General features: G+C 59.2%; 20 protein-coding genes. 5 read left to right on the top strand and 15 right to left on the bottom strand.

Going from position 1 to position 21,086, the window contains the following annotated elements:
• Positions 1–139: 139 nt before the first annotated feature.
• The 3 genes from EDD78_RS00340 (at position 140) to EDD78_RS00350 (ending at position 3,105) form a co-directional block, all read left to right on the top strand.
• Positions 140–721: a LemA family protein gene (locus EDD78_RS00340; protein WP_132083393.1), complete on the top strand. Its 582-nt coding sequence runs from the start codon at positions 140–142 to the stop codon at positions 719–721.
• Positions 722–724: 3 nt separating this feature from the next.
• Positions 725–1,495 (top strand): TPM domain-containing protein, encoded by a 771-nt coding sequence (locus EDD78_RS00345; RefSeq protein WP_132083395.1) that lies wholly within the window; start codon positions 725–727, stop codon positions 1,493–1,495.
• 296 nt (positions 1,496–1,791) lie between these two features.
• A complete protein-coding gene (locus tag EDD78_RS00350; RefSeq protein WP_132083397.1) occupies positions 1,792–3,105 on the top strand; it encodes a hypothetical protein in 1,314 nt (437 codons plus the stop codon).
• Positions 3,106–3,254: 149 nt separating this feature from the next.
• On the opposite strand, the gene EDD78_RS00355 is transcribed toward EDD78_RS00350, so the two are convergent.
• Genes EDD78_RS00355 through EDD78_RS00365 form a run of 3 tightly spaced genes read right to left on the bottom strand, consistent with a single transcriptional unit; the run spans position 3,255 to position 6,365 of the window.
• Positions 3,255–4,076 (bottom strand): glycosyltransferase family 8 protein, encoded by an 822-nt coding sequence (locus EDD78_RS00355; protein ID WP_079700201.1) that lies wholly within the window; start codon positions 4,074–4,076, stop codon positions 3,255–3,257.
• Positions 4,077–4,083: 7 nt separating this feature from the next.
• Positions 4,084–5,907, bottom strand: a complete 1,824-nt coding sequence (gene ftsH, locus EDD78_RS00360; RefSeq protein WP_132083399.1) for an ATP-dependent zinc metalloprotease FtsH — start codon at positions 5,905–5,907, stop codon at positions 4,084–4,086.
• Positions 5,904–6,365 carry a MarR family winged helix-turn-helix transcriptional regulator gene (locus EDD78_RS00365; RefSeq protein WP_079700203.1) on the bottom strand — a complete coding sequence of 154 codons (462 nt, stop codon included), beginning with the start codon at positions 6,363–6,365 and terminating at the stop codon, positions 5,904–5,906. Before EDD78_RS00365 ends, ftsH begins: the two co-directional genes overlap by 4 nt.
• A 152-nt stretch (positions 6,366–6,517) precedes the next feature.
• On the opposite strand from EDD78_RS00365, the gene EDD78_RS00370 reads away from it, so the two are divergent.
• Both EDD78_RS00370 and EDD78_RS00375 read left to right on the top strand, forming a co-directional pair.
• Positions 6,518–7,159, top strand: coding sequence for an HAD family hydrolase (locus tag EDD78_RS00370; protein ID WP_132083401.1), 642 nt, complete (start codon positions 6,518–6,520; stop codon positions 7,157–7,159).
• A complete protein-coding gene (locus EDD78_RS00375) occupies positions 7,156–7,521 on the top strand; it encodes an ACT domain-containing protein (protein ID WP_132083403.1) in 366 nt (121 codons plus the stop codon). The genes EDD78_RS00370 and EDD78_RS00375 overlap by 4 nt, the downstream gene beginning before the upstream one ends.
• 214 nt (positions 7,522–7,735) lie before the next feature.
• Here the strand turns inward: EDD78_RS00375 and EDD78_RS00380 are convergent, their stop codons facing one another.
• The 12 genes from EDD78_RS00380 to EDD78_RS14125 all read right to left on the bottom strand — a co-directional run bounded on the left by EDD78_RS00380 (position 7,736) and on the right by EDD78_RS14125 (position 20,811).
• Positions 7,736–9,412 (bottom strand): peptide ABC transporter substrate-binding protein, encoded by a 1,677-nt coding sequence (locus tag EDD78_RS00380; protein ID WP_165873043.1) that lies wholly within the window; start codon positions 9,410–9,412, stop codon positions 7,736–7,738.
• A 69-nt stretch (positions 9,413–9,481) separates the two neighbouring features.
• Complete coding sequence (locus EDD78_RS00385; RefSeq protein WP_079700207.1) at positions 9,482–10,450, bottom strand: ABC transporter ATP-binding protein; 969 nt, start codon at positions 10,448–10,450, stop codon at positions 9,482–9,484.
• Positions 10,447–11,463: an ABC transporter ATP-binding protein gene (locus EDD78_RS00390; protein ID WP_079700208.1), complete on the bottom strand. Its 1,017-nt coding sequence runs from the start codon at positions 11,461–11,463 to the stop codon at positions 10,447–10,449. Before EDD78_RS00390 ends, EDD78_RS00385 begins: the two co-directional genes overlap by 4 nt.
• 17 nt (positions 11,464–11,480) lie before the next feature.
• Complete coding sequence (locus tag EDD78_RS00395) at positions 11,481–12,656, bottom strand: ABC transporter permease (protein WP_132083855.1); 1,176 nt, start codon at positions 12,654–12,656, stop codon at positions 11,481–11,483.
• A 31-nt stretch (positions 12,657–12,687) separates the two neighbouring features.
• Entirely contained in the window at positions 12,688–13,608 is a 921-nt protein-coding gene (locus EDD78_RS00400) for an ABC transporter permease (RefSeq protein WP_079700210.1), read from the bottom strand.
• Between the two features lie 268 nt (positions 13,609–13,876).
• Complete coding sequence (locus EDD78_RS00405) at positions 13,877–15,028, bottom strand: hypothetical protein (protein WP_132083407.1); 1,152 nt, start codon at positions 15,026–15,028, stop codon at positions 13,877–13,879.
• Positions 15,029–15,069: 41 nt separating this feature from the next.
• Positions 15,070–15,234 (bottom strand): hypothetical protein, encoded by a 165-nt coding sequence (locus EDD78_RS13855; protein WP_165873044.1) that lies wholly within the window; start codon positions 15,232–15,234, stop codon positions 15,070–15,072.
• Positions 15,235–15,389: 155 nt separating this feature from the next.
• Positions 15,390–16,559, bottom strand: a complete 1,170-nt coding sequence (locus EDD78_RS00410; protein WP_132083409.1) for a hypothetical protein — start codon at positions 16,557–16,559, stop codon at positions 15,390–15,392.
• A 432-nt stretch (positions 16,560–16,991) separates the two neighbouring features.
• Complete coding sequence (locus EDD78_RS00415) at positions 16,992–18,131, bottom strand: hypothetical protein (RefSeq protein ID WP_079700213.1); 1,140 nt, start codon at positions 18,129–18,131, stop codon at positions 16,992–16,994.
• A 317-nt stretch (positions 18,132–18,448) separates the two neighbouring features.
• Positions 18,449–19,531: a hypothetical protein gene (locus EDD78_RS00420; RefSeq protein ID WP_165873045.1), complete on the bottom strand. Its 1,083-nt coding sequence runs from the start codon at positions 19,529–19,531 to the stop codon at positions 18,449–18,451.
• A gap of 455 nt (positions 19,532–19,986) precedes the next feature.
• Positions 19,987–20,289, bottom strand: a complete 303-nt coding sequence (locus EDD78_RS00425) for a DUF6809 family protein (RefSeq protein ID WP_079700215.1) — start codon at positions 20,287–20,289, stop codon at positions 19,987–19,989.
• Positions 20,290–20,418: 129 nt separating this feature from the next.
• A complete protein-coding gene (locus tag EDD78_RS14125) occupies positions 20,419–20,811 on the bottom strand; it encodes a ribbon-helix-helix domain-containing protein (RefSeq protein WP_286170646.1) in 393 nt (130 codons plus the stop codon).
• Positions 20,812–21,086: the final 275 nt, after the last annotated feature.

Here is a 21,086-nt window from a genome sequence, read left to right on the forward strand (position 1 = left end):
GCCGCGCCAAATTCTTTCGGCGCGGCTTTTTCATATCGCTTTTATGGCGGGGAAGAATAATTTACAAAAGCGTTCTTGCATCCCTTTCCAATAGATGGTACAATCTGTTAAATCAATCGATAAAGGAATGATTCATACTATGAAAAAACTCTCCGCCGGCAAAATTGCCCTGATTGCGGTACTGCTGGTTTTGGTGGTGCTCGTCGTCTCGGTATTTTCCGGCTATAACTCGCTCGTGACCATGCGGGAAAACGTCACCGGACAGCAGGCGAATATCCAGACCCAGCTGCAGCGCCGCAACGACCTGATCCCCAACCTGGTCAATACCGTCAAGGGGTATGCCGCCCACGAAAAGGAGGTATTCGACGCCGTATCGGATGCGCGCGCCAGGCTCGCGGGCGCCGGCGGCGACATGCAGGAGCTGGCCGACGCCGACGCCGCCATGCAGAGTGCGCTCAGCCGCCTTTTGATGGTGGTGGAAAACTATCCCGACTTAAAGGCCAACACCCAGTACACCGCCCTGATGGACGAGCTGGCCGGGACCGAGAACCGGATCGCGGTGGCCCGCAAGGACTATAACGACGCGGTGCAGTCGTATAACCGCAAGCTGCGCACTTTCCCCACCGTGCTCTACGCCGGGATGCTCGGCTTCTCGCAGGCGGACTACTTCGAGGCGGCCGAGGGCGCCGAAACGCCGCCCACCGTGGACTTTGGAGCGTAAACGATGAAACGTATCCGACGAACGCTTCTCCTCCTGCCCGGGCTGCTGCTCCTCTCGCTGACGGCTCACGCCTTTGAGCTCGAAGCGCCGACCCAGTACTTCTATGCCGCCGACTATGCCGACGTGCTGGAAAGCGAGCACGAACAGTATTACGTCAACCAGGGGGCGGCGTTGCAGGAAGCCACCGGCGCGCAGATCGTGGTGGCGAGCGTCCCCTCCCTGCACGAGCGCACGGTGGAGGAGTACGCCAACACGCTGTTCCGTTCCTGGGGGATCGGCGACAGCGAAAAAAACAACGGCCTGCTCATCCTGCTGGCACCCAACGAGCGGCAGATCCGGGTGGAGGTGGGCTACGGCCTGGAGGGCGCGCTCAACGATTCCAAGGTCACCCGTTATATGGACGAATATGCCGTGCCTTATCTCGCGCAGGACCAGTTCGACGAGGGGATTTATAACCTTTATAACGCCCTGCTCCCCACAGTTTATGAGGAATACGGCCTGACCCCGCCCGAGAGTGTACAGTCCGCCGTGGCGGCAGAGGGGGACGATTCCTCTCCCATGGATTTTATTATTGCGCTGGTCCTTGTGGCGCTGGTTTTCGGCGTCTTTTTTAGGCGCCGGCGGCACTTCGGCGGCCACTGGGGCGGCGGATTCTATGGGGGCGGGGGCTTCCATGGAGGAGGCTTTGGCGGCGGGTTCTCCGGAGGAGGGGGCGGCGGCTTTTCCGGAGGGGGCGGCTCCTCGGGCGGAGGCGGCGGTTCCCGCGGGTTTTAACCCCCAGGCGCTGGCAGAATGAAACAAGAGAAAAAGACCCATAGCATAGGCAGCTATGGGTCTTTTTTCGTCTGTTCGCGGGGAAAACCCCGATAAAATTCCCTATTTTTTGAAACCGCACCCCAATTATATCCTATCCTTCCTGCTTTTTCAAGCCAACCGCCGCTTTTTTGCGCGGACCTGCGGCCGGGATGGCCCCTGGCTGCCTATACTAACGGTCATTCTGTCCCCGCCCCTTCTGGATAACCGGACCGCTGCCAGCCATGGGCCTCACCGCGCGAAAGGAGCATATTCTGATGAAAGCAAGGTCCCTTGCCCGGCTGCTGGTTTCCTGCTGCCTGACCGTCCTTTTTCCCGTCTCGGCAGCGGCCGCCGCCACGGTCCAGGTGGAGCTGGGGGAGAACGGTAGCTACGGGGTGCACATTCCCTTTACCCCGTCGCCGCGCACCGAGCGGTACACCTTTTCCGTCCTGGAGGACGGCGCCGAGGTGTTCCGCGCCGGAGTCACCGTCAGCGGGGGCAAAACCGACATTTACCTCCCCTTTGGCTACGACCCGTCCGGGCCGCAGGAATATACCCTGCGGGTGAGAGCTCACGTCCTGCCGGGGCGGGAGGGGCTGGACCAGGAGGCGAGCGTCGACAAGCCCTTTATTACCGCGCCGAGCTGCGGATGCCCGGCGGGTACGGCGGGTGCGTTCTACGCGGGGAAGGGCACGGCGGCCGAGCCGTACCAGGTGGCGAGCGCCGCACAGCTGCAGCACATCAACAGCCCAAACCATCTCGGCAAGGGGCAGTGTTTTAAACAGGTGCGGGACATCGACGTCGAGGCCGAGCAGGGCACCAGCCTCTGGACCCCCATCGGCAACTACAGCGCCCAATTCAGCGGGCAATACGACGGGGACGGCCATTGGGTGCGAAACTTCAGTGTGGACACCCCCCGTTCCGCCGGGCTGTTCGGCTACATCAATCACTCCACGATCCAGCGCCTGGCAATCGAGACGCCCTATTCCGTCGTTGGCACCACTCTCGATGATGAAACCGCCCGATTCTGCGGCGGGCTGGTCGGAGAGTGGCGCATGTCTGTTACGCTCTCCCAGTGCTATGCAAACGTTTCCGTAAGCGGCTCCTGTGCGGGAGTCCTGCTGGGCGTTGGGCAGCAAAGCACCGTTATCCGCGACTGTGCGGCATATGGAAAGGCGGACGCCGCCATACAGGCGGGAGGCGTGGCAGCCAACATCATTGGAGCGGTGGAGCGCTGTTACGGAATTTGCGCCGTTTCCGGCTCCTCCCTGGAAACCGGAGGGCTGGTCGGGCGGCCAAATATCAACGCCAGCAGCACCTTGACGGACTGCCGCTGGTTTGACGGCCCTCAAACGGCATATTCCAGCAACTATGGGGACAATCCTGTCGTTGCCAACGTCCAGCGCTACCCCCTCACCGCCGCCAACCTCTCGAACCCAGCCAACTTCCCGGCGAGCTTCGGCTTGAACGATCCGAGCGGCCTGTGGGAAATGGGCGACGTGTGGTACTACAACCACAAGGACGGCAAGCCCGGCGAGCGGGTGCACGTCACCGCCCCCAAGCTCAAGATTTTTACCTTTCAGGAGTAAAATCCGAAAGGGGGACGCGAAGAGTTTTCTCTTCGCGTCCCCCTTTTTTCTATTGCCGGGCACGGCCGCGGCAATAGAAATGGCCGTGTCCCTAGCCCGGCCAGGAGAATTCTATAAGGCTGCTCTTCGATTTTATATTTCTTTCGCCCTCAAACCGGCGTGCGGAGCTCGAACTCCTGATAGAACACCCCCAGCTTGCCGTGGTAGCCCGGCTTCCAGGGCTTGTTGCGCCCGCAGTAGTGGACGATCACCGTGTTTTTTCGCACCCACTCCAGGTCGACCCTGACGTTCTGCGGGTTGAGGTTATAAAAGCGGTAATATCTGTCGCTGAGGTTGAAGACCAGGGAATTGAGCTCGATGATCCGTTTGCCGTAGAGGACGTTGATCACGTCCTGATCGGGCAGCAGCAGCTTCTGGCGGTTTTCCCCGATGTAGCGAAGGACCTCCCCTATGTCTTGCTGCTGCCGCAGAGCGTCGAGGTTCATCAGGAGCACGCCCGAGTTTACATAGGCGCTCTCGTGCGGCAGGTCGAGGCGCAGCTCGTTGAGCCGCCGGAAGGTGCGGTGCAGGTGGGAGCAGGCGGCGAAGAAGGATTCGCCCATCTCCATCTCCCACAGCGGGCGCAGGCTCCCCAGCACCACCAAATCCGGGTCGAGATAGATCACCCGCGGAATCTCTGCCGGCAGGAACTGCGCGGCAAAGAGCCGGTAGTACATCTCGCGCGGGTAGCGCTCCTCGACCGGGGCCCCCGCGAGCATGCCGTCCGAGATTTTTATATCGTGCACCCCGCAGCTGCCCGGGCGCAGCCGCCCGCGCAGATAGTGCAAGTCCCCCTCGCTCAGCGAGCTGTTCATTACATGCACCTCAAAGCGGCTGTGCGGGTCGCTGGTTGTGAGCGATGTGAGCATCACCAGCAGCTGCCGCAGGTATCCCCGGTCCAGCGTCACCAGAATGTGAATCGGCTCCTTCAACGGTCAATCACTCCCTGTTCAGAATTTCCATAAACTCCTCGCCGGTGATGGTCTCCTTCTCCAGCAGGTATCTTGCCAGCTCGTGCAGCTTTTGGACGTTCTCCTTGAGGATTCCCCTCGCCTTTTCGTGCGCTCGGCGGATCAGGGAGAGCACCTCGCCGTCGATCCTTGAGGCGGTCTCGCCCGAACAGATCAGAGAGCTGTCCCCGCCCAGGTATTCGTTATGCACCGTTTCGAGCGCCATCATGTCGAAGCTCTCGCTCATCCCGTAGCGGGTGACCATGGTGCGGGCGATCCGGGTGGCCTGCTCGATGTCGTTCGAGGCGCCCGAGGTAAAGGTGCCGAAGATCAGCTCCTCGGCCGCCCGGCCGCCAGTGAGGGTGGCGATCTTGTTCTGCGCTTCCTCGCGGGTCATCAGCACCCGCTCCTCCTCATCCACCTGCATGGTGTAGCCCAGCGCCCCCGAGGTGCGCGGCACGATGGTGATCTTGTGCACCGGCGCCGACTCGGTCTGCCTGGCCGCCACCAGCGCGTGGCCGATCTCGTGGTAGGCCACGATCTCCTTCTCGCGCTGGCTGATCACCGCGCCCTTGCGCTGATAGCCGGCGATGACCACCTCGACCGATTCCTCCAGATCGCTCTGGTTCACCAGCGTCCTTCCCAGCTTGACCGCGCGCAGCGCAGCCTCGTTGACGATATTGGCCAGCTCCGCTCCCGACGCGCCGCTGGTGGCCCGCGCAATGGAGCCCATGTCGATGTTTTCCTCCATCTTCACATCCTTGGCGTGCACCCGCAGAATCGCTTCCCGCCCGGCCAGGTCGGGCAGCTCGACCGGGATGCGCCGGTCAAACCGCCCGGGGCGCAGCAGCGCCTTGTCCAGCGAATCGGGACGGTTGGTGGCCGCCAGGATCACGACCCCCTTTTTGCCGTCGAAGCCGTCCATCTCGGTGAGCAGCTGGTTGAGCGTCTGCTCGCGCTCGTCGTTGCCGCCCATAGCGCCGCTGTCCCGCTTCTTGCCGATGGTGTCGATCTCGTCGATGAAGACGATACACGGTGCCTTTTCCTGCGCCTGCTTGAAGAGGTCGCGCACCTTGGCGGCCCCCATGCCCACAAACATCTCCACGAACTCCGAGCCGGAGATCGAAAAGAAGGGGACACTCGCCTCCCCCGCCACCGCCTGGGCCAGCAGGGTCTTGCCGGTTCCGGGCGGGCCGACGAGCAGGGCGCCTTTCGGCATGCTCGCGCCGATGGCGGCGTACTTATCGGGGTTGTGGAGGAAATCGACGATCTCCTGCAGCGCCTCCTTGGCCTCGTCCTCCCCGGCCACGTCGGCAAAGGTCTTGCCGGTCTGGGCCTGCACGTAGATTTTGGCGTTGCTCTTGCCGAACTGCATGGCGTTCGGGCCGCTCATCCGCTTTTTCATGAACCGCATCAGCAGGAAGCTGGGCAGGATCAGGATCACCAGCGGCAGGATCCAGGTGAGCAGGAAGTTCATCAAAGGCGAGTTTTCCTTCGGGATCACCTGGCTGAACTTTACGTCCCCCCGCGCGTGCAGCCGCTCGACGAGCTGCGGATCCTCCATCTTCCCGGTGATGTACAGCGCTTCCTTGCCTTCCTCCCCCTTTGCGGCAAAGGCGATCTGGTTCTCCTGGATCTCCACCGTGGTCACGTTCCCCGCATCCACCTGGTCCAGGAAGGTTCCGTAGTCCACCTGGGTCACCTGCGCGCGCATCAGGATCGGGAATACAAAGGCGTTGAGCGCCATGAGCACCAGCAGTACGACCATATAGTAAAAAATGAGCGGCTTTTTCGGAGTCTTTTGTTCCTTCATTTTTCATTCCCCTTCTCTTCGTCTGTATCTATGCCCCGCTCCAGCAGGGAGACAAAGACCTCAAAGCCCTTGATGATCTGTTCCATCTCCTCGCCGCTGGGGTTCATCCGTCCCATCACCCGGCAGTCGATCCGCTCCTCGAGCCGGTCGGCCAGCGCGCGGCCCTCTGCCGTCAGCTCAAGGCGCACCACCCGCTCGTCGCTCCCGTCGCGCCTGCGCTGCAGGTAGCCCTCCCGCTCGAGCTTTTTGCACAGCGGCGAGATATTCCCGCTGGCCATCAAAAGAGCGCGGCCCAGCTCCCCCACCGTGCAGGGGCGCTCCCGCAGCTCGACCAGGGCGCGCATCTGCACCGCCGTCAGCCCGCAGGGCTCGCAGCACCTTCGCAGCTGCTCTTCAAAATTCCCCTTGATCCTGCGGGAGAGCGCCAAAAGCTCCCGGCGAAACTGCAAAGCGTCCACTTTCGCTTTCCCCCTTATATTATCTATTAATTATAGATTATATGGAAAATAGTATCCGGCGCATGGCTTTTTTGTAAACGTTCGGTGAATCCTTGAAAAATCCCCCTTCGCTTGGTATACTGATAAGGAATTTTTTGCAAGGGGGGCACGGTATGTACCGGTACGTGGTCTTTGATGTGGACGGCACCATCCTCGATTCGGAGGAGGCGAATATGGTTTCCTTTCAGCGCGCGGCCGAGGAGATGCTGGGCAGGAAGCTGCGGTATGAGGATCTGGCCTTCTCGCTCGGGATGCTCGACGAGGAGGCCTATCCCATGATCGGGATCACCGATCTGGAACAGGCCCTGCGGCTGCGCAACCGCTATTACGCCGAGCTTCTGCACACCGTGCGGGTGTTCGACGGGATCTGTGAGGTGCTCGAATCGCTGAGGGAACGCGGCATTTGCCCCGGGATCGTCACCTGCCGCACCGGCGGTGAGCTGCGCCGCGCCCTCGCCCCCTTCGGGGGGCTTTACGACTGCTTCGGCGTGCTCTCCACCGCCGAGCTCACCGCGCGCCACAAGCCCGACCCCGAGCCGATGGAAAAATACCTCGAGCTGTCGGGGGCCGACCCGCGGGAGGTGCTCTACATCGGGGACACCGAGCAGGACCTGCGCTGCGCCGCCGGGGCGGGGGTGGACTTCGCGCTGGCGCTCTGGGGCGCTTACACCACCGCGGGCTGCGAGGGGGCCGCTTATTTCCTGCGCGAGCCGCAGGAAATCCTTTCCCTGGTGGGCGGGGAGGTGAAGGCATGACGCTGCAGGTCCTTGCCGCCGGGCTGAGCGTCTGCAAGGTTTCGGACCTCTCGGGGGTGGACCTTTCCGGTGAACTGTGCTTTTTGGGGAAGACGGACCGGGAGCTCTCACTGGTCTGCCCCACAGACAGGGTCCCGGATAGCACCCTGGCGCGGGAGGACAGCTGGCGCGCCTTGCGGGTGGCGGGCGCCCTCGACTTTTCCCTGGTCGGGGTGCTCGCGGGGATCGCCGGGGTGCTGGCAAGGAACGGGATTTCCATCTTTGCCCTGTCCACCTACGACACCGACTACGTCCTCACGAAAGAGGAACAGTTTGATCGGGCCCTCGCCGCGCTGCGGCAGGCGGGGTATGACGTGGAATAGCGAAAAATAGCGGGAGGGGAACCGAAACCGGTTCCCCTCCCGCTGCCTGTACGCCGACTTATACCCAGCCCGGCTTTGGGGCGGGCGGATTTGCCACAGCCCGCCCGCCGCCGGGATGGCGGCGGACGGATATATCCACCGCGGCGCGCTGCGCCGCAGACTGGCCGATGGGTCCTATGCTTCTATCATATGCGGCGGCGTGAAAGGTGTTCCCCTATTCCTCCAGTTGAGCCCGTCCCAGGTAGAGCTTGCCGATCGAGCTGAGATACCAGCCGGTGAGCTTCGGAGAGGAGAGCACGGTCTGAACATTGTACTGGATGGGGATGATATAGCCGTCCTCCATCAGCAGCTCCTCGGCCTGATAGAAGGCGTCGTACCGCTCGGCGCCGGTGGAGGCGAGCGCCTTTTCCATCAAAGCGTCGAACGCCTCATTTTGATACATGTTGCCCGACTGGGGGTTGGGCGCGCCGCCGACCGTCATGAACATGTCCAGGAAGGTCTGCGGATCGCGGTAGTCCCCGGTCCAGCCGTGGCGGGCGAGGGCCTGGTAGTTGCCGGAGTTGCGGGTGTCCTGGAAGACCGCCCATTCCTGGTTGACCAGCTTGACCGAGAGGCCGAGGTTCTGCTTTAACATTTCCTGTACCGCCTCGGCGATGGCCTTGTGCTTGTCGTCGGTGTTATAAAGGATTTCCAGAGTCCCGATCCCCTCGCCGTTCGGATAACCCGCCTCGGCCAGCAGCGCCTGGGCCTGGGCGGCCTGGGCGGTGGGCGCGAGGTAATAGTCCCCGGCGGTTTCACGGAAATCCCGGCCCTGATCATCCGTGAGCCCGGGCGGGATATAGCCCATGGCGGGCGTCTGTCCGCCGCGGGTCACCATGTCGCAGATGGCCTGCCGGTCGATTGCCATGCTGATCGCCTTGCGCACCCGCACATCTTTCAGCGCCTCGACGGGGGTATTCTGGTTGATGACGTAGAAATAGGTGCTGATGTAGGGCAGCACCTCGAGCTCTCCCGAGGCGATCAGCCCGGGGATCTCCTCGGTGGGGGCCTTGTCCGTCCACTGGATCTCCCCCGCCTTGAAGGAGGTCAGGATGGTAGAGGCGTCCACGATCATCCGGCAGAGCACATGGTCGAGCTTGGTGTTTTCGGCATCCCAGTAATAGGGGTTCTTGGAAAGCACCAGGTGGGAGCCGAGCTTATAGTCGGTGAGGTAGAACGGGCCGTTCGAGACGGCCTTCTTCGGGTCCTTGGCCCAGAGTCCGCTCTCATCCACCACGTCCTCCCGCTCGGGGGCGAGCGTCGGGAAGCAGACCAGCTCCTCGAAATAGTCGCAGGGCCCGGCCAGGGTGACCTCAAGCGTGCGCTCGTCGAGCGCGCGCACCCCCAGCTCCTCGGCGGGCTTTTCCCCCTTGGTGATCTCCTGCGCGTTTTGGATCGGATAAAGGAAGTAGGCATATTCCGAGGCGGTCTTCGGGTCCACGGTGCGCCGCCAGGAAAAGACGTAGTCCTGAGCGCGCACCGGCTGCCCGTCCGACCACTTCGCGCCCTCGCGCAGGGTGAAGGTCCAGGTGAGCCCGTCGTCCGAGACGGCGTAGTGCTCGGCGGTGGCGGGCTCGGGGCCGTTGCCGAAGTCGCGCAGCAGTCCCTCGAAGGTATTGGTGATCACGTTGTTCCCGTCCGACGCCGAGTTGAGGCTCGGGTCCAGGGTCTTGGGGTCGGCGCCGAGATTGATCTTGGCGACCGTGCCCTCGAGCTTTTGCGAGGGCGCACCGCTCCCCGACGGGGCCGAAGAGGCGCCGGACGAGGAGCCGTTCCCCTCCTCCTTCCGGCCGCAGGCGGCCATGGATACGCAGAGAACCAGCGCCAGAAGCAAAGAGCCGATTCGTTTCATAGACAGCATCATTCCTTTCCCGGAAATACACTTTTTCTTAGTATTTCTGGGAGGCGGCCTAATTATCCCCTACCGGAAGAGATGGCAGGCGACCTGCCGCTCATCCGAAATGTTTTGCAGCCTCGGCTCTACCTCGGCGCAGACCTTCATCGCATGGGGACAACGGGTGCGAAACGGGCAGCCGCTGGGCGGGTTGAGCGGGGAGGGCACGTCGCCCTGCAGCACAATCCGCTCCTTTTTCGCCTTGGGGTTCGGGACCGGGATGGCCGAGAGCAGGGCTTTCGTATAGGGGTGCTGCGGGTCGTGGTAGAGCTGGTCGCTCTGCCCGAGCTCGACGAGCTTGCCGAGGTACATCACCCCGATCCTGGTGGAAATATGCTTGACCATCGACAGGTCGTGGGCAATGAAGAGATAGGTGAGCGCAAACTCCTCCTGCAAATCCTCGAGCATATTGACCACCTGTGCCTGGATCGAGACGTCCAGCGCCGAGATCGGCTCGTCGCAGACGATGAAGCGCGGACGCACCGCCAGCGCCCGGGCGATCCCGATGCGCTGGCGCTGCCCGCCGGAAAATTCGTGGGGGTAACGGCTGGCATATTCGGGTTTCAGCCCCACCCTCTCGAGCAGGGAGCGCACTTGCTCCTCGCGCTCCTTGCCCGACGCGAGATGGTGGATGTCCAGCGGTTCGGACACGATATCCCCCACCGTCATGCGCGAATCGAGCGAGGCGTAGGGGTCCTGAAAGATCATCTGCATCTTGCGCCGGTAGGGCAGCAGCTCCCGCCCCGAGAGGTTGGTGATGTCGGCGCCCTCAAAGATAATCCTGCCGTCGGTCGGCTCGTACAGGCGCAGCACGGTGCGCCCGGTGGTGGACTTGCCGCAGCCCGACTCACCGACCAGCCCCAGCGTCTCGCCGGGGAGGAGGGTGAAGGAAACGTCGTCCACCGCCTTGATCACCCGCTGATTCCCGCCGAGGAATCCGCCGCCCGCCACGAAATATTTTTTCAGGTGCTCAACCTTTAAAATTGGCTCGCTCATCCTTTTGCCCCCTCTTTCCTGATCTCGGGCACCCGCGGCGCCGCCTCGTCCAGCAGCCAGCAGCGGGACTGGTGGCCCTCCTCGACCTCATAGAGCGGCGGCAGCCGCTGCTCGCAGATGTGCATGGCAAAGCGGCACCGCCCGCTGAAGGGGCAGCCGCGCGGCGGATTCAGCAGATCCGGCGGGCTGCCCGGGATAGGCTGCAGCCGCTCGCGGGTTTCCTTCGTCGGATCGGGCACCGACTGCAGAAGTCCCAGGGTGTAGGGATTGCGCGGGTCGAAAAAGATTTTTTCCACCGGCGCCTGTTCCATGATCATCCCGCCGTACATCACGATCACCCGCTCGCAGCTCTCGGCGATCACCCCCAAATCGTGGGTGATCAGAATGATCGAGGTGCCCAGACGCTCGCGCACCTCCCCGATCAGCTCGAGCACCTGGGCCTGGATGGTCACATCCAGCGCGGTGGTGGGCTCGTCGGCGATCAGCAGCCCGGGGTCGCAGGAGAGGGCCATCGCGATCAGAGCGCGCTGGCGCATGCCGCCCGAAAATTCGTGCGGATAATTATGAAAGCGCTCCTCGGGTGAGGGGATCCCCACCAGGGAGAGCATCTTGATTGCGGCCTCCTTCGCCTGCCGGCGGTCCAGGGGACGGTGCTGCCGGATCACCTCGACCATCTGGCTGCCGACGGTATAGACCGGGTTTAAGGAGGTCATCGGGTCCTGGAAGACCATCGAAATCTCGTTTCCCCGGACCTGCTGCATCTCCCGCTCGCCCAGCGGCACCAGGTCGCGGCCCCGGAAATGCACCGCGCCCCCGGTGATCCGCCCGGGGTGGGAAAGCAGCTTCATCACCGACATGCAGGTGACGCTCTTTCCGCTGCCCGATTCCCCGACCAGTCCCAGGATTTCGCCCTTCTTCAGGCTGAAACTGACGTCCCGCACCGCCTGCACCTCGCCCACATGGGTAAAGAAGGAGGCGCGCAGGTGGTCCACCTGCAACAAATTATCCGACACTCCTACCTCTCCTTTCCTCACTGGCGTTGGCGCGGGTCAAGCGCATCGCGCAGCCCGTCCCCCACGAAGTTGAAGGCGAACATGGTCAGCGCGATGGCCACCGACGGCACGATCAGCAGATACGGATAGCTGCGGATCCCTCCCAGCGCGTCGTTGGCCAGCGTCCCCCAGGAGGCGGCGGGGGCCGCGACCCCCAGCCCCACAAAGCTCAGGAAGGATTCGGTGAAGATGGCCTGGGGGATGCTCATCATCATCGAAACCACGATCGGCCCCATCGCATTGGGGATCAGGTGCCTGAAAATGATCCGGCTCTTGGGCGCGCCCAGGGCCTTGGCGGCCAGCACGAATTCCTGCTCCTTGAGGCTCATCACCTGCCCGCGCACCTGGCGCGCCATCGGCAGCCAGTAAACCAGCGAGATCGTGAGGATCACGATCCCCACGTCGCTGCGGTTGGTGACTACCATCAAGAGGATGACGATCAGCATGAGGGGGATCGAGTTCAAGAGGTCGACAATGCGCATCATCACGTTATCCACCGTCCCGCCCTCATACCCCGAGACGCCGCCGTAGGCCACCCCCACGAGCATGGTGATCAGCGCGGAAACGATCCCTACCAAGAGCGAGATCCGCCCGCCGTAGAGGGTGCGCGCCAGCACGTCCCGCCCGAGCTTATCGGTCCCCAGCAGGTTGGAGCGGTTGAGGACGGTTTTGCTCCCACCCATCACCTTGCTGCCGTTTAGGTAGAGCTCGTACTTTTTGGTGCTGCCGGCCTCGCGCACCATGCTGTAATCGAGGGTGACTTCATTCCCGTCCACCTCGAAAACCTTGCGCCGGCCGATGGTGTCATTCTTCAGCAGAGCCGCGGGCCCGAGCACCTCGCCCTTATCGGTCACCCGGATGATCTGATAGAGGCTCTCCTGCACATAGATTTTGCTGCCCTGCCCGAGATCGGTCACCCGCAGGATGGGCGGGATATTGCCGAGCGCCAGATTCTGGTCGGAATAGCTGTGAGAGCTCAGAACCGGCCCCACGAGGGCCAGCAGCAGGATCAGCACGATCAGGCAGAGCCCCACGAGGGCCAGCTTGTTTTTGCGAAACCGCCGCCAGACGTCCTTCCAATAGGTTAGGCTTTCCCGCGGCTGCTCCCCGGCGCCGGCGCCCGAGCGGTCCACGAATTCCCAGAGGTTTTGCATAAGAATGACCATTCCTTTCCGGACGTTTCGGTTAATCCTGAAGTTTTATTCTCGGGTCGATCAGCGCATAGGCCACGTCGACCAGGAAGACCATCACCACATAGAGCGCGGCGAAGAACAGGGTGGTTCCCATGATAACGGTGTAATCGCGGTTGTTGATGCTTTCCACGAAGTATTTTCCCATCCCGGGCACGGCGAAAATTTTCTCCACCACGAACGAGCCGGTGATGATCGCGGCAAAGGTGGAGCCGAGATAGGTCACCACCGGGATCAGTGCATTTTTGAGTGCGTGGCGAAAGACGATCCTCCCCCGTGGCAGACCGTTGGCCCTGGCCGTGCGGATATAGTCCATGCTGGTCACGTCCAGCATGGACGAGCGGGTGAGACGGGTGACAAAGGCCATCGAGAAGCCGCCCAGCGCCAGCACCGGGCCGATATAGGAGCGCCAGCCATAGAGGCCCCCCGGCGGCAGCCAGCCCAGCCGTTCGCCGAAGACATAGAGGATAAAGGAGCCGATCACAAAGCTGGGCACCGCGATCCCCAGCGTGGTCAGGAAAGAGATCAGGTAGTCCGGCCACCGGCCCCTTTTCAGCGCCGCGAGCACCCCGAGCGGGATCCCGATGACGATCACCAGCAGGATCGCCCAAAAGCCCAGGGCGGCCGAGACCGGGAAGGCGTTCCTGATCATGTCGTTGACCCGCACTCCGAGCATTTGGATCGAGGTGCCGAGGTCCAGATGGAGCAGGTCTCCCATGTAGTCGAGGTACTGCTGCCAGAGCGGGGCATCCATATTATATTTTTCCCGCAGCAGCGCCTCGATTTCAGGCGAGAGGGTCCGCTCGCGGGTGAACGGGCTGCCGGGTATGAAGCGAAGCAGGAAAAAAACCGCCGTCGCCAATAAAAACAAGGTCAGCAGCATGGACAGCAGGCGTTTTAGTATATATCGAAGCATATCGTTTTCCCTCCATGGGAGTTATTTTTGACCTGCAGGGGCCCAAATAAACCACTTCGCTCAAAACCCTGAAAAAATGAGGGCAAAAGTGCCATTTCCTTCCTGAACCTGCCTGGGATGTCCGGACGCAATATGAATCAATTGCATGGAAGAAGGCATGCTGTAAAACTACAGCATGCCTTCTTCATTTCTATAACGAAAAACCCGGCCCTGGAGAGTGGGCCGGGTTTATCATTTAGTTAGCTTGTAATCTTAATCTTTCGATTAATTACTTGGAAGCCTTCTTGAACGCAACAGCGCCAGCAGCGACCAGGGAGACTACAGCCATAGCAGCGGCAGCGCCGACCATGTCGTTAGCGCCGGTGCCCGGGTTGGTCTTGTCGCCATCGGTGGGCTCTTCGGTCTCTTCGTCAGAAGAGGTCTCGCCGTCCTTGGAGATGGTGCCTTCCTCGTACTCTTCCTCAGCCACGATGTAGGTGCCGAGAACCTTGGTCTCGAACGCCCAACCGTCGCTATCGTACTCAGCGTCAACCTTAGTCACGTCGCCGGTCTTCTTGTTGTACTCGTAGAGCACAGAGCCGGAGTCAGCGTCGATCACAACTTTGACCTTGGAAGCGAACTTCGGGTTGGCAATGAAATCATAGCAGTCAACGTCAACGTCGCCGAAGAAATCAACGATCTCATCGATGTCGTCGTCAACCAGTCTCATGTTCTCATAGTCGGTGCCGTAGTTGCCCTTGAAGTACACGTCAACATAGTCGTTGGCGCGAATTCTGGACTCGTCGCCGATCACTTCGTCGAAGTTGTAAACAACACCGTTGGTCTTGCTGTTGGTGTAATTGGTGTCTTCCTCGAAGTCCTGGAGACGGGAGTAAGCAACAGCCTCGTCATGACGGACGGTGATGGTGATGTCCTTGTCATTGTTCACGCTCTTGGACAGAACCTCACCAGCCGAGCTAAGATCAGCAGAACCGATGGTGATGTCGAGCTCAACCTCATAGTCATCAAACTCGAAGTCACGCAGACCGGCATTGCCCTTCAGGGTCAGAACCGGGGCGTCATAGCGCTTGCCAGTAACGGGATCAGTATAGTTGAAGCCGTCGTTCTTCTTGACAGAAGCAGTGACATTCTTGGTGTTGACGTGAGCCTTGATGTCGCTGATTCTCAGAGTGCCATCCGGCTCGATCACGATCTCGGCCTTGTTACCAGCGGTATCCTCGTCGGTTCCGGCATCGTCGGGACCATAGGTCACGAGGTACGGAGCGCCAGTCTCATACTCGTCGTTGTCAGAAGACATGTCGACGATGAGGGAATAGGCATAGCTGCCCTTGGAAGTCTTTTTGATGTTACCAGCAAACGCAACAGAAGCGGTGCCGAGAACCATCGCAGCAGCAAGCACTGAAGCCAGTACTTTTTTCATTGGAATTTCCTCCTCTTAATTGTTACTTTAAAATCGCTAAGTCAAGGGCGGCTCTCCATTCCTGCCCTTGCCATGACCCTAGTATAACCGATGGAGGAATAAATTGCAATAGGTTTTTGAAATTTTTTTGTAATTATTTTGTTACCCATTTCCTTGCTGGATTTCTCCGCATAAACATGCCGTTTTCCAAGGATATTATCCAGCATTTTTTCTATCCATTCCTGTTTTATTTTCGTTTTGCGTAACAAAATTATCCATAGATTACAAAGACGCATCTGCCTTGCACGACGAAAAACCCGGCCCTGGAGAGTGGGCCGGGTTTGATTCGTTTTAAACCGTTCTGATTACCAGAGATCGATTCTTATTTGGAAGCCTTCTTGAGGGAGATCGCGCCAGCAGCGACCAGGGAGACGACCGCCATGGCAGCGGCAGCGCCGACCATGTCGTTGGCACCGGTGCCGGGGTTCTGCTTGTCGCTGTCGGTGGGCTCCTTCTCATCCTCGGAAGAGGAGGACTCGTCCTTGGACACATTGCCTTCCTCGTACTCCTCCTCAGCCACGATGTAGGTGCCGAGGGTCTTGGTCTCGAACGCCCAGCCATTGCTCTCGTACTCAGCGTCGACACGGGTCACATCGCCGGTCTTCTTGTTGTACTCGTAGAGCACAGAGCTCTCGTCGGCGTCGATGACAACCTTGACGTTGGAAGCGAATTTCGGGGTAGCGACGAAGTCATAGCAGTCAACATCGACGTCGCCGAAGAACTCAACGATCTCGGAGATATCGTCGTCAACCAGTCTCATGTTCTCGTAGTCGGTACCGTAGTTGCCCTTGAAGTACACGTCGACATAGTCGTTGGCACGGATTCTGGACTCCTCGCCGATGACCTCGTCGAAGTTGTAGACAACGCCGTTGTTCTTGTTGTTGGTGTAGTTGGTGTCCTCCTGGAACTCCTGAATGCGGGAGTAAGCGGCAGCCTCGTCGTGACGGACGGTGACGGTGATGTCCTTCTCGTTCTCAACGCCCTTGACCAGCTTCTTGGAGGTCTGATCAAATTTCGCGTCGCCGATGGTGATGTCCAGCTCAACCTCGTAGTCCTCGAACTCGAAGTTGCGCACGCCGGCGTTGCCCTTCAGGGTCAGGACCGGAGCGTTGTACTGCTTGTTGTTGTCGTTGACATCCTTGTACTCGATACCGTCGTTCTTCTTGACAGAAGCGGTCACGTTTCTGGTGTTGACGTGAGCCTTGATATCGGAGATTCTCTGATACACATTGTTGACAGCGTCAGCGTAGGGCTCGATCACGATCTCAGCCTTATTACCGGCGGTGTCCTCATCGGTGCCCGCGTTGTCGGGACCGTAGGTCACCAGGAACGGCGCGCCGTCCTCGAAAGTGGAATTGTCGTCGTCCTTGCTGACGGTCAGGGAGTACCCGTGGGTGCTACCGGACTTTTTCTGGATGGTGCCCGCGAAGGCAATCGAAGCCGTACCCATAATCATGGTGGCGGCCAGTACTGTAGAAAGTACTTTCTTCATTGGAATTTCCTCCTCTTAAGGTTTTACTTTAAAATCAATCTCGGTTCGGGTGGCTCTCCATTTCCTACCCTTGCCGTGACTATAGTATAGCGTATCTGGTTTCAAATTGCAAGAGGTTTTGATACTTTTTTGTAATTAATTTGTTACCGTTTATTTTTGCTTATAATCCGCATAATTAAGCCGTTTATCCGCAATGTTTTCTTTTTATATGCCATAGGAATATTCTGGTTTTTTTGGAATTTTGGTTACAAAAACTCTAAAAAATTACAATTTGTAACCTGCGATGCGCTAGAAATCCCGCCGCTTTATCCAGGGACAATCGGATATCGATTCTTATGGCCGTCCCACTGGCACATCCACTTTTATTGCTGCGCCCCACAATAAAAAACCACCGGCATATGCCGGTGGTTTCATGATTGTCTATTCTTGCGCTCAGCTGCGGCGGCGCTTGCGGTAGTTATGGTAGAAGAGCAACCCGGCCACCACGATCACCGAAATCACCAGCAGCACCGAGGCCACGCCCATATAGTCGTTGGAGCCGGTGGACGGGTTTTGGATCTTGTTGGCGTTATCGGCATCGCCGGAGGGCGGAATCTTCTCTGTCTCTTCTTCGCTGCTGCTCGAGTCGGAATTCAGATCGTCCGGACCCTTATATTCCTCGTCCGCCACAAAGTAGGTGCCAAGCTGGCGGGTGGAGAAATACCACTGCCCATTGTCGTAGCCGGCGTTGATCTCAGAAACCTTATTGTTTTTGAACTCATATAAATAGGTGTCGGGGTCCGCCTCGATCGCGACCTGCACCTTGGAGCCCGGCCGGGGTGAGCCAAGGAATTTATAATAGTTCACGTTGGTATTGAAGTAGAAATCGTCCACCCGGCTGATCGCATCGGTGGAAATCCCCAAGTTGACCAGCTCGTCGTCGCCGTAGTCGCCGCGGAAGTAGACGTCTACGTCGTCGCTGCAGCGGATGCGCACCGTCTCGTCGATGTCCTCGATAAACTTAAAGACGCAGCCCTTCTTCTCCGAGATGGTATAGTTGGTATCGTCCTCCACCTCGCAGATGCGGGAGTAGGCAATCGCCTCGTCGCCGTAGATGGTGATGGTGACGTCCTCTACATTATAAGTGCGTCCGTCCGCGACGTTGTAGTCGCCGATCTCGAGGTCGATCTCCACCTCGTAGTCCTCCCAGTCGAGGTCCCGCACACCGGCGTTGCCCTTGATGGTGACGACCGGCGGGTTCGGGCTCATGCCGTCGTAGATCTTGGAGGATACCTTGACGTTTTTGGAATTGGCATGGGTGCTGATTTTGGTGATCCGCTGGCCGCTGGCCGGCTCGATCTCGATCTTCACCTTGCTCGCCGCGTTCTCCTCGTCGGTGGCAGCCCCGTTGTCCGGCCCATAGGTGACCAGATAGGGCGCGCCGCTGCGGTATTCGGCATTGTCATCCCGGCTGCTGACAATCAGCGAGAAACCGGAAATATGGTTGCTGCGCTCGATGTCCGCCGCAAATCCGACCGTAGCCAAGCCGAGGGCCATTGCCGCCGCCAGCAGGATTGATAACGTCTTTTTCATATGTCTCCTCCCCCTTCGGACCCTTTTAAGCTCCTCACAAGGTACAATATTCTATTTATAGTATATCCGCAGTTGACAAATTTTGCAAGGAAAATAATGGTTTTGTGCGCTCGCAAGCCAGGCGGACGGCGACCCGCTTTGGCGCTCTCCACCAGCAATTGGGCTTCCGTTTCAGGCCCGTCCACAGAATATGGTGGAAGCGGCAAAAAAATGACAAGTTGGTGACAAAATCGGCGTATCCGCGCAGAAGAAGGGCCGCAGCTTTACTGCGGCCCTTCTTCAAAAAACAGTGTATGAACCTGTCTGAGGGGGTAGGTTCAGCGCGCGGCCTTGCGGTAAGCAGCCAGCCCGGCGGCGCAGAGGGAGCCAATGCCCAACAGGACGGCCAGGGCCGGGCTGCCGGCGGCGCCGGTGCCGGGGTTCGTCTTCTCGGAATCGCTCACCGAATCGACATCGTCGTACTCGGTGTCATCCGTGCTGTCCTCATCGGCAGTGGAAGTGGAGAGCATGGACTCGTCGATCTCCTCGTCGGTCACGATGTAGGTGCCCAGCGTCTTGGTCTCGAAGATCCAGTTGCCGTCATACTCGGCGTCGACCAGGGTCAGATCGCCGGTCTTCTTATTATATTCGTAAATATAGGCCTCGGTGCCCGCCTGGATCTCGACCTCGACCGCGGTCGCAAATTTCGGGCTGGCGATAAAGTCATAGTAATCGACATAGAGATCGCTCAGCGCCTTGTCGATTTCGCTGATCGAGTCGGTCACCACCCGCAGGTTCTCATAGTCGGTGCCGTAATTGCCGTTAAAGTAGAGATCGATGTCGTCGTCCACCCGGATGCGGGTTTCCTCGTCGATATACTCGTCAAACTCGAAAATGCATCCCAGCGACTTGGTAATGGTGTAGGTTTCATCGCTCTCCACCTCGCGGGAGGGGGAATAGGCGGTCAGCTCCTCGCCATAGATGGTGATGGTCACATCGTATTCATCCCCCGTGGCGTCGTCCTCCAGAGTGATATCCAGGTCGAGCTCGTAATCCTCCAGCTCGAATACCCGCACGCCCGCCTTACCCTTGATGGTGAGCACGCCGGGGTCGCTGACCGTACCGTCGTTCTTCTTGTAGCTCGCCGAGATGTTGCTGGTGTTCACCGAAACGTCCACGTCGGTGATTTCATACCCGCTCTCGGGAATGATTGCGATCTCCGCTTCCTTCATGCTGTCGGTACCGTAGGTATAGATTTCCGGCGCGCCGTCCGAGTACTCCGCATTGTCATCCCCCGGGCCCACGGTCAGGGAATAGCCCGAGACGCTGGAGCTGCTCTTGCTGATAGACGCGGCCGAAGCGCTCAGTACGCTGCCCAACAGCAGGCATCCGGCCAATAAGGTTGCCATTACTTTTTTCATTGTGGAGATTCCTCCTCTTTCTTCTTTAAAATCATTTTCCGGCGGGGAGAGGTTTGGGACTCTCCCGAATCCATTTCCAGGATACCCGGGGAACGTGACCGTTTCGTGTTCTTGCGCTGAAAGAAACGAGGAAAATAAATGAAAAAATGTAGCGAGCCGCCACTCCCGATACGAGGCGGCGGCAGGCTGCCGCTCCCAATTCGCGAAAGGACTAGCGTGCGAGGCGGCAATATTCAGCCCGCGTCCTGAATAAGAGGGTTCCAAGGGGGCGACGCCCTCTTGGCGGGTGCGGGCAGAGCCCGCGACCTTCAGCGCCAGCGAAGCGCGGGGAGGGGAGGCAAACCTTCCAGTGGAAGGTTTGACGGGGAACCCCCAAGAGGGGGTTCCCTCAAAAACGATCTCTTCAAACAACGGAAAAGTTCAGCCGCTGCGGGAGCTCCCGCAGCGGCTGACTGCTAATTGTCGAACATTCCTACTCCCATAATAGGGCTTTGCTCTTCGAACACCTCGATTGCCATACGCATACCGATCTTAAATCCACAAATGAAATCGTCGATGCCGTTGAGCCCGTCTGTTTCATTGTGCTGGACGGCGTATTCCTCCAGGAGCCGGGACTGCTCCGGGGAAAGAAGGGCCTCCAGTTCGTCTCGTTTTTCGCCCAGGACGTGTATAGACTCGGCGTAGGGGGAGCCGGGGCTGAATTTCCTGGCCAAGGGGTTGAGGTCTCCGTTTGCAAAGTGCTCCAATATACTTTTCATAATTCTACTCCTTTCAGCACACGCCCCTTGAAAGAAGAAATTACGTATGGTAAAATATTTACGCAGTTTTCCTTTCGGAGGCTGTGTGCGGGGGAAGCGGTGTTCCTTGTGAGGGGTGTGCCGCTTCCTTCATTTTTTGAGGCTTTTGTAAACAAGATCAATCCCCTCACGAACAACGTCCGATTTTGTTGTGCTCAACGCCTCGGCAGATTCTTCAAGTTTCTTTATACTTTCGTCGTCGAGTCGTACACGGAACATCGTCGATTTGGGGTTGTTCGTTGGACGCCCCATTTTTTTCTGTTCGCTGATATGATTCCCCTCCTTTCGTAGCGACAATAGTATTATATGATACGTAGCAACAAAAGTCAAGGTTTTTTTAAAAAATTTCCAGCGCGTGCAGAAAAATTTGCGCCCTCCACGAAAGTAGAGAGCGCGAATAGGCAGCGGCGACTCGCCGCCGCGAATAGGCAAGCGGCGCCCCGCCGCTTTGGGGGAACCCCTTGATAGGGTTCCCCCACGCAAAAACCTCCCACTGGGAGCTTTTTGCTCCCCTTCCTGATCTTTGGGAGGATTTGTAGCCGTGAGCGCCAGCAACCCAGGAAAGGTCGCGGGCTCCGCCCGCACCCGCCAAGGAGGCGTCGCCCCCTTGGAACCCCATTATTTTATATCACAGAAAAACGCGGCGGAAGTATCCGCCGCGTTTTTATCTGTTTTTCGCCGCTCGCATTCAGGACGCGGGCTGAGCACTCCCGCTTTGCACGCTGATTCCTTCGCGTATTGGGAGCGGCAGCCTGCCG

The organism is Harryflintia acetispora, from assembly GCA_004340125.1.
GTDB classification, from domain to species: domain Bacteria; phylum Bacillota; class Clostridia; order Oscillospirales; family Ruminococcaceae; genus Harryflintia; species Harryflintia acetispora.

Excerpts from the sequence above, each read along its gene's own strand:
- EDD78_RS00350 (WP_132083397.1), top strand. The coding sequence starts at position 1,792 with ATGAAAGCAAGGTCCCTTGCCCGGCTGCTGGTTTCCTGCTGCCTGACC.
- EDD78_RS00380 (WP_165873043.1), bottom strand. The coding sequence starts at position 9,412 with ATGAAACGAATCGGCTCTTTGCTTCTGGCGCTGGTTCTCTGCGTATCC.
- EDD78_RS00420 (WP_165873045.1), bottom strand. The coding sequence starts at position 19,531 with ATGAAAAAAGTAATGGCAACCTTATTGGCCGGATGCCTGCTGTTGGGC.
- EDD78_RS00415 (WP_079700213.1), bottom strand. The coding sequence starts at position 18,131 with ATGAAAAAGACGTTATCAATCCTGCTGGCGGCGGCAATGGCCCTCGGC.
- EDD78_RS00375 (WP_132083403.1), top strand. The coding sequence starts at position 7,156 with ATGACGCTGCAGGTCCTTGCCGCCGGGCTGAGCGTCTGCAAGGTTTCG.
- ftsH (WP_132083399.1), bottom strand. The coding sequence starts at position 5,907 with ATGAAGGAACAAAAGACTCCGAAAAAGCCGCTCATTTTTTACTATATG.
- EDD78_RS00345 (WP_132083395.1), top strand. The coding sequence starts at position 725 with ATGAAACGTATCCGACGAACGCTTCTCCTCCTGCCCGGGCTGCTGCTC.
- EDD78_RS00405 (WP_132083407.1), bottom strand. The coding sequence starts at position 15,028 with ATGAAAAAAGTACTGGCTTCAGTGCTTGCTGCTGCGATGGTTCTCGGC.
- EDD78_RS00385 (WP_079700207.1), bottom strand. The coding sequence starts at position 10,450 with ATGAGCGAGCCAATTTTAAAGGTTGAGCACCTGAAAAAATATTTCGTG.
- EDD78_RS00395 (WP_132083855.1), bottom strand. The coding sequence starts at position 12,656 with ATGCAAAACCTCTGGGAATTCGTGGACCGCTCGGGCGCCGGCGCCGGG.
- EDD78_RS00425 (WP_079700215.1), bottom strand. The coding sequence starts at position 20,289 with ATGAAAAGTATATTGGAGCACTTTGCAAACGGAGACCTCAACCCCTTG.
- EDD78_RS13855 (WP_165873044.1), bottom strand. The coding sequence starts at position 15,234 with ATGCTGGATAATATCCTTGGAAAACGGCATGTTTATGCGGAGAAATCC.
- EDD78_RS00340 (WP_132083393.1), top strand. The coding sequence starts at position 140 with ATGAAAAAACTCTCCGCCGGCAAAATTGCCCTGATTGCGGTACTGCTG.
- EDD78_RS00410 (WP_132083409.1), bottom strand. The coding sequence starts at position 16,559 with ATGAAGAAAGTACTTTCTACAGTACTGGCCGCCACCATGATTATGGGT.
- EDD78_RS00370 (WP_132083401.1), top strand. The coding sequence starts at position 6,518 with ATGTACCGGTACGTGGTCTTTGATGTGGACGGCACCATCCTCGATTCG.
- EDD78_RS00400 (WP_079700210.1), bottom strand. The coding sequence starts at position 13,608 with ATGCTTCGATATATACTAAAACGCCTGCTGTCCATGCTGCTGACCTTG.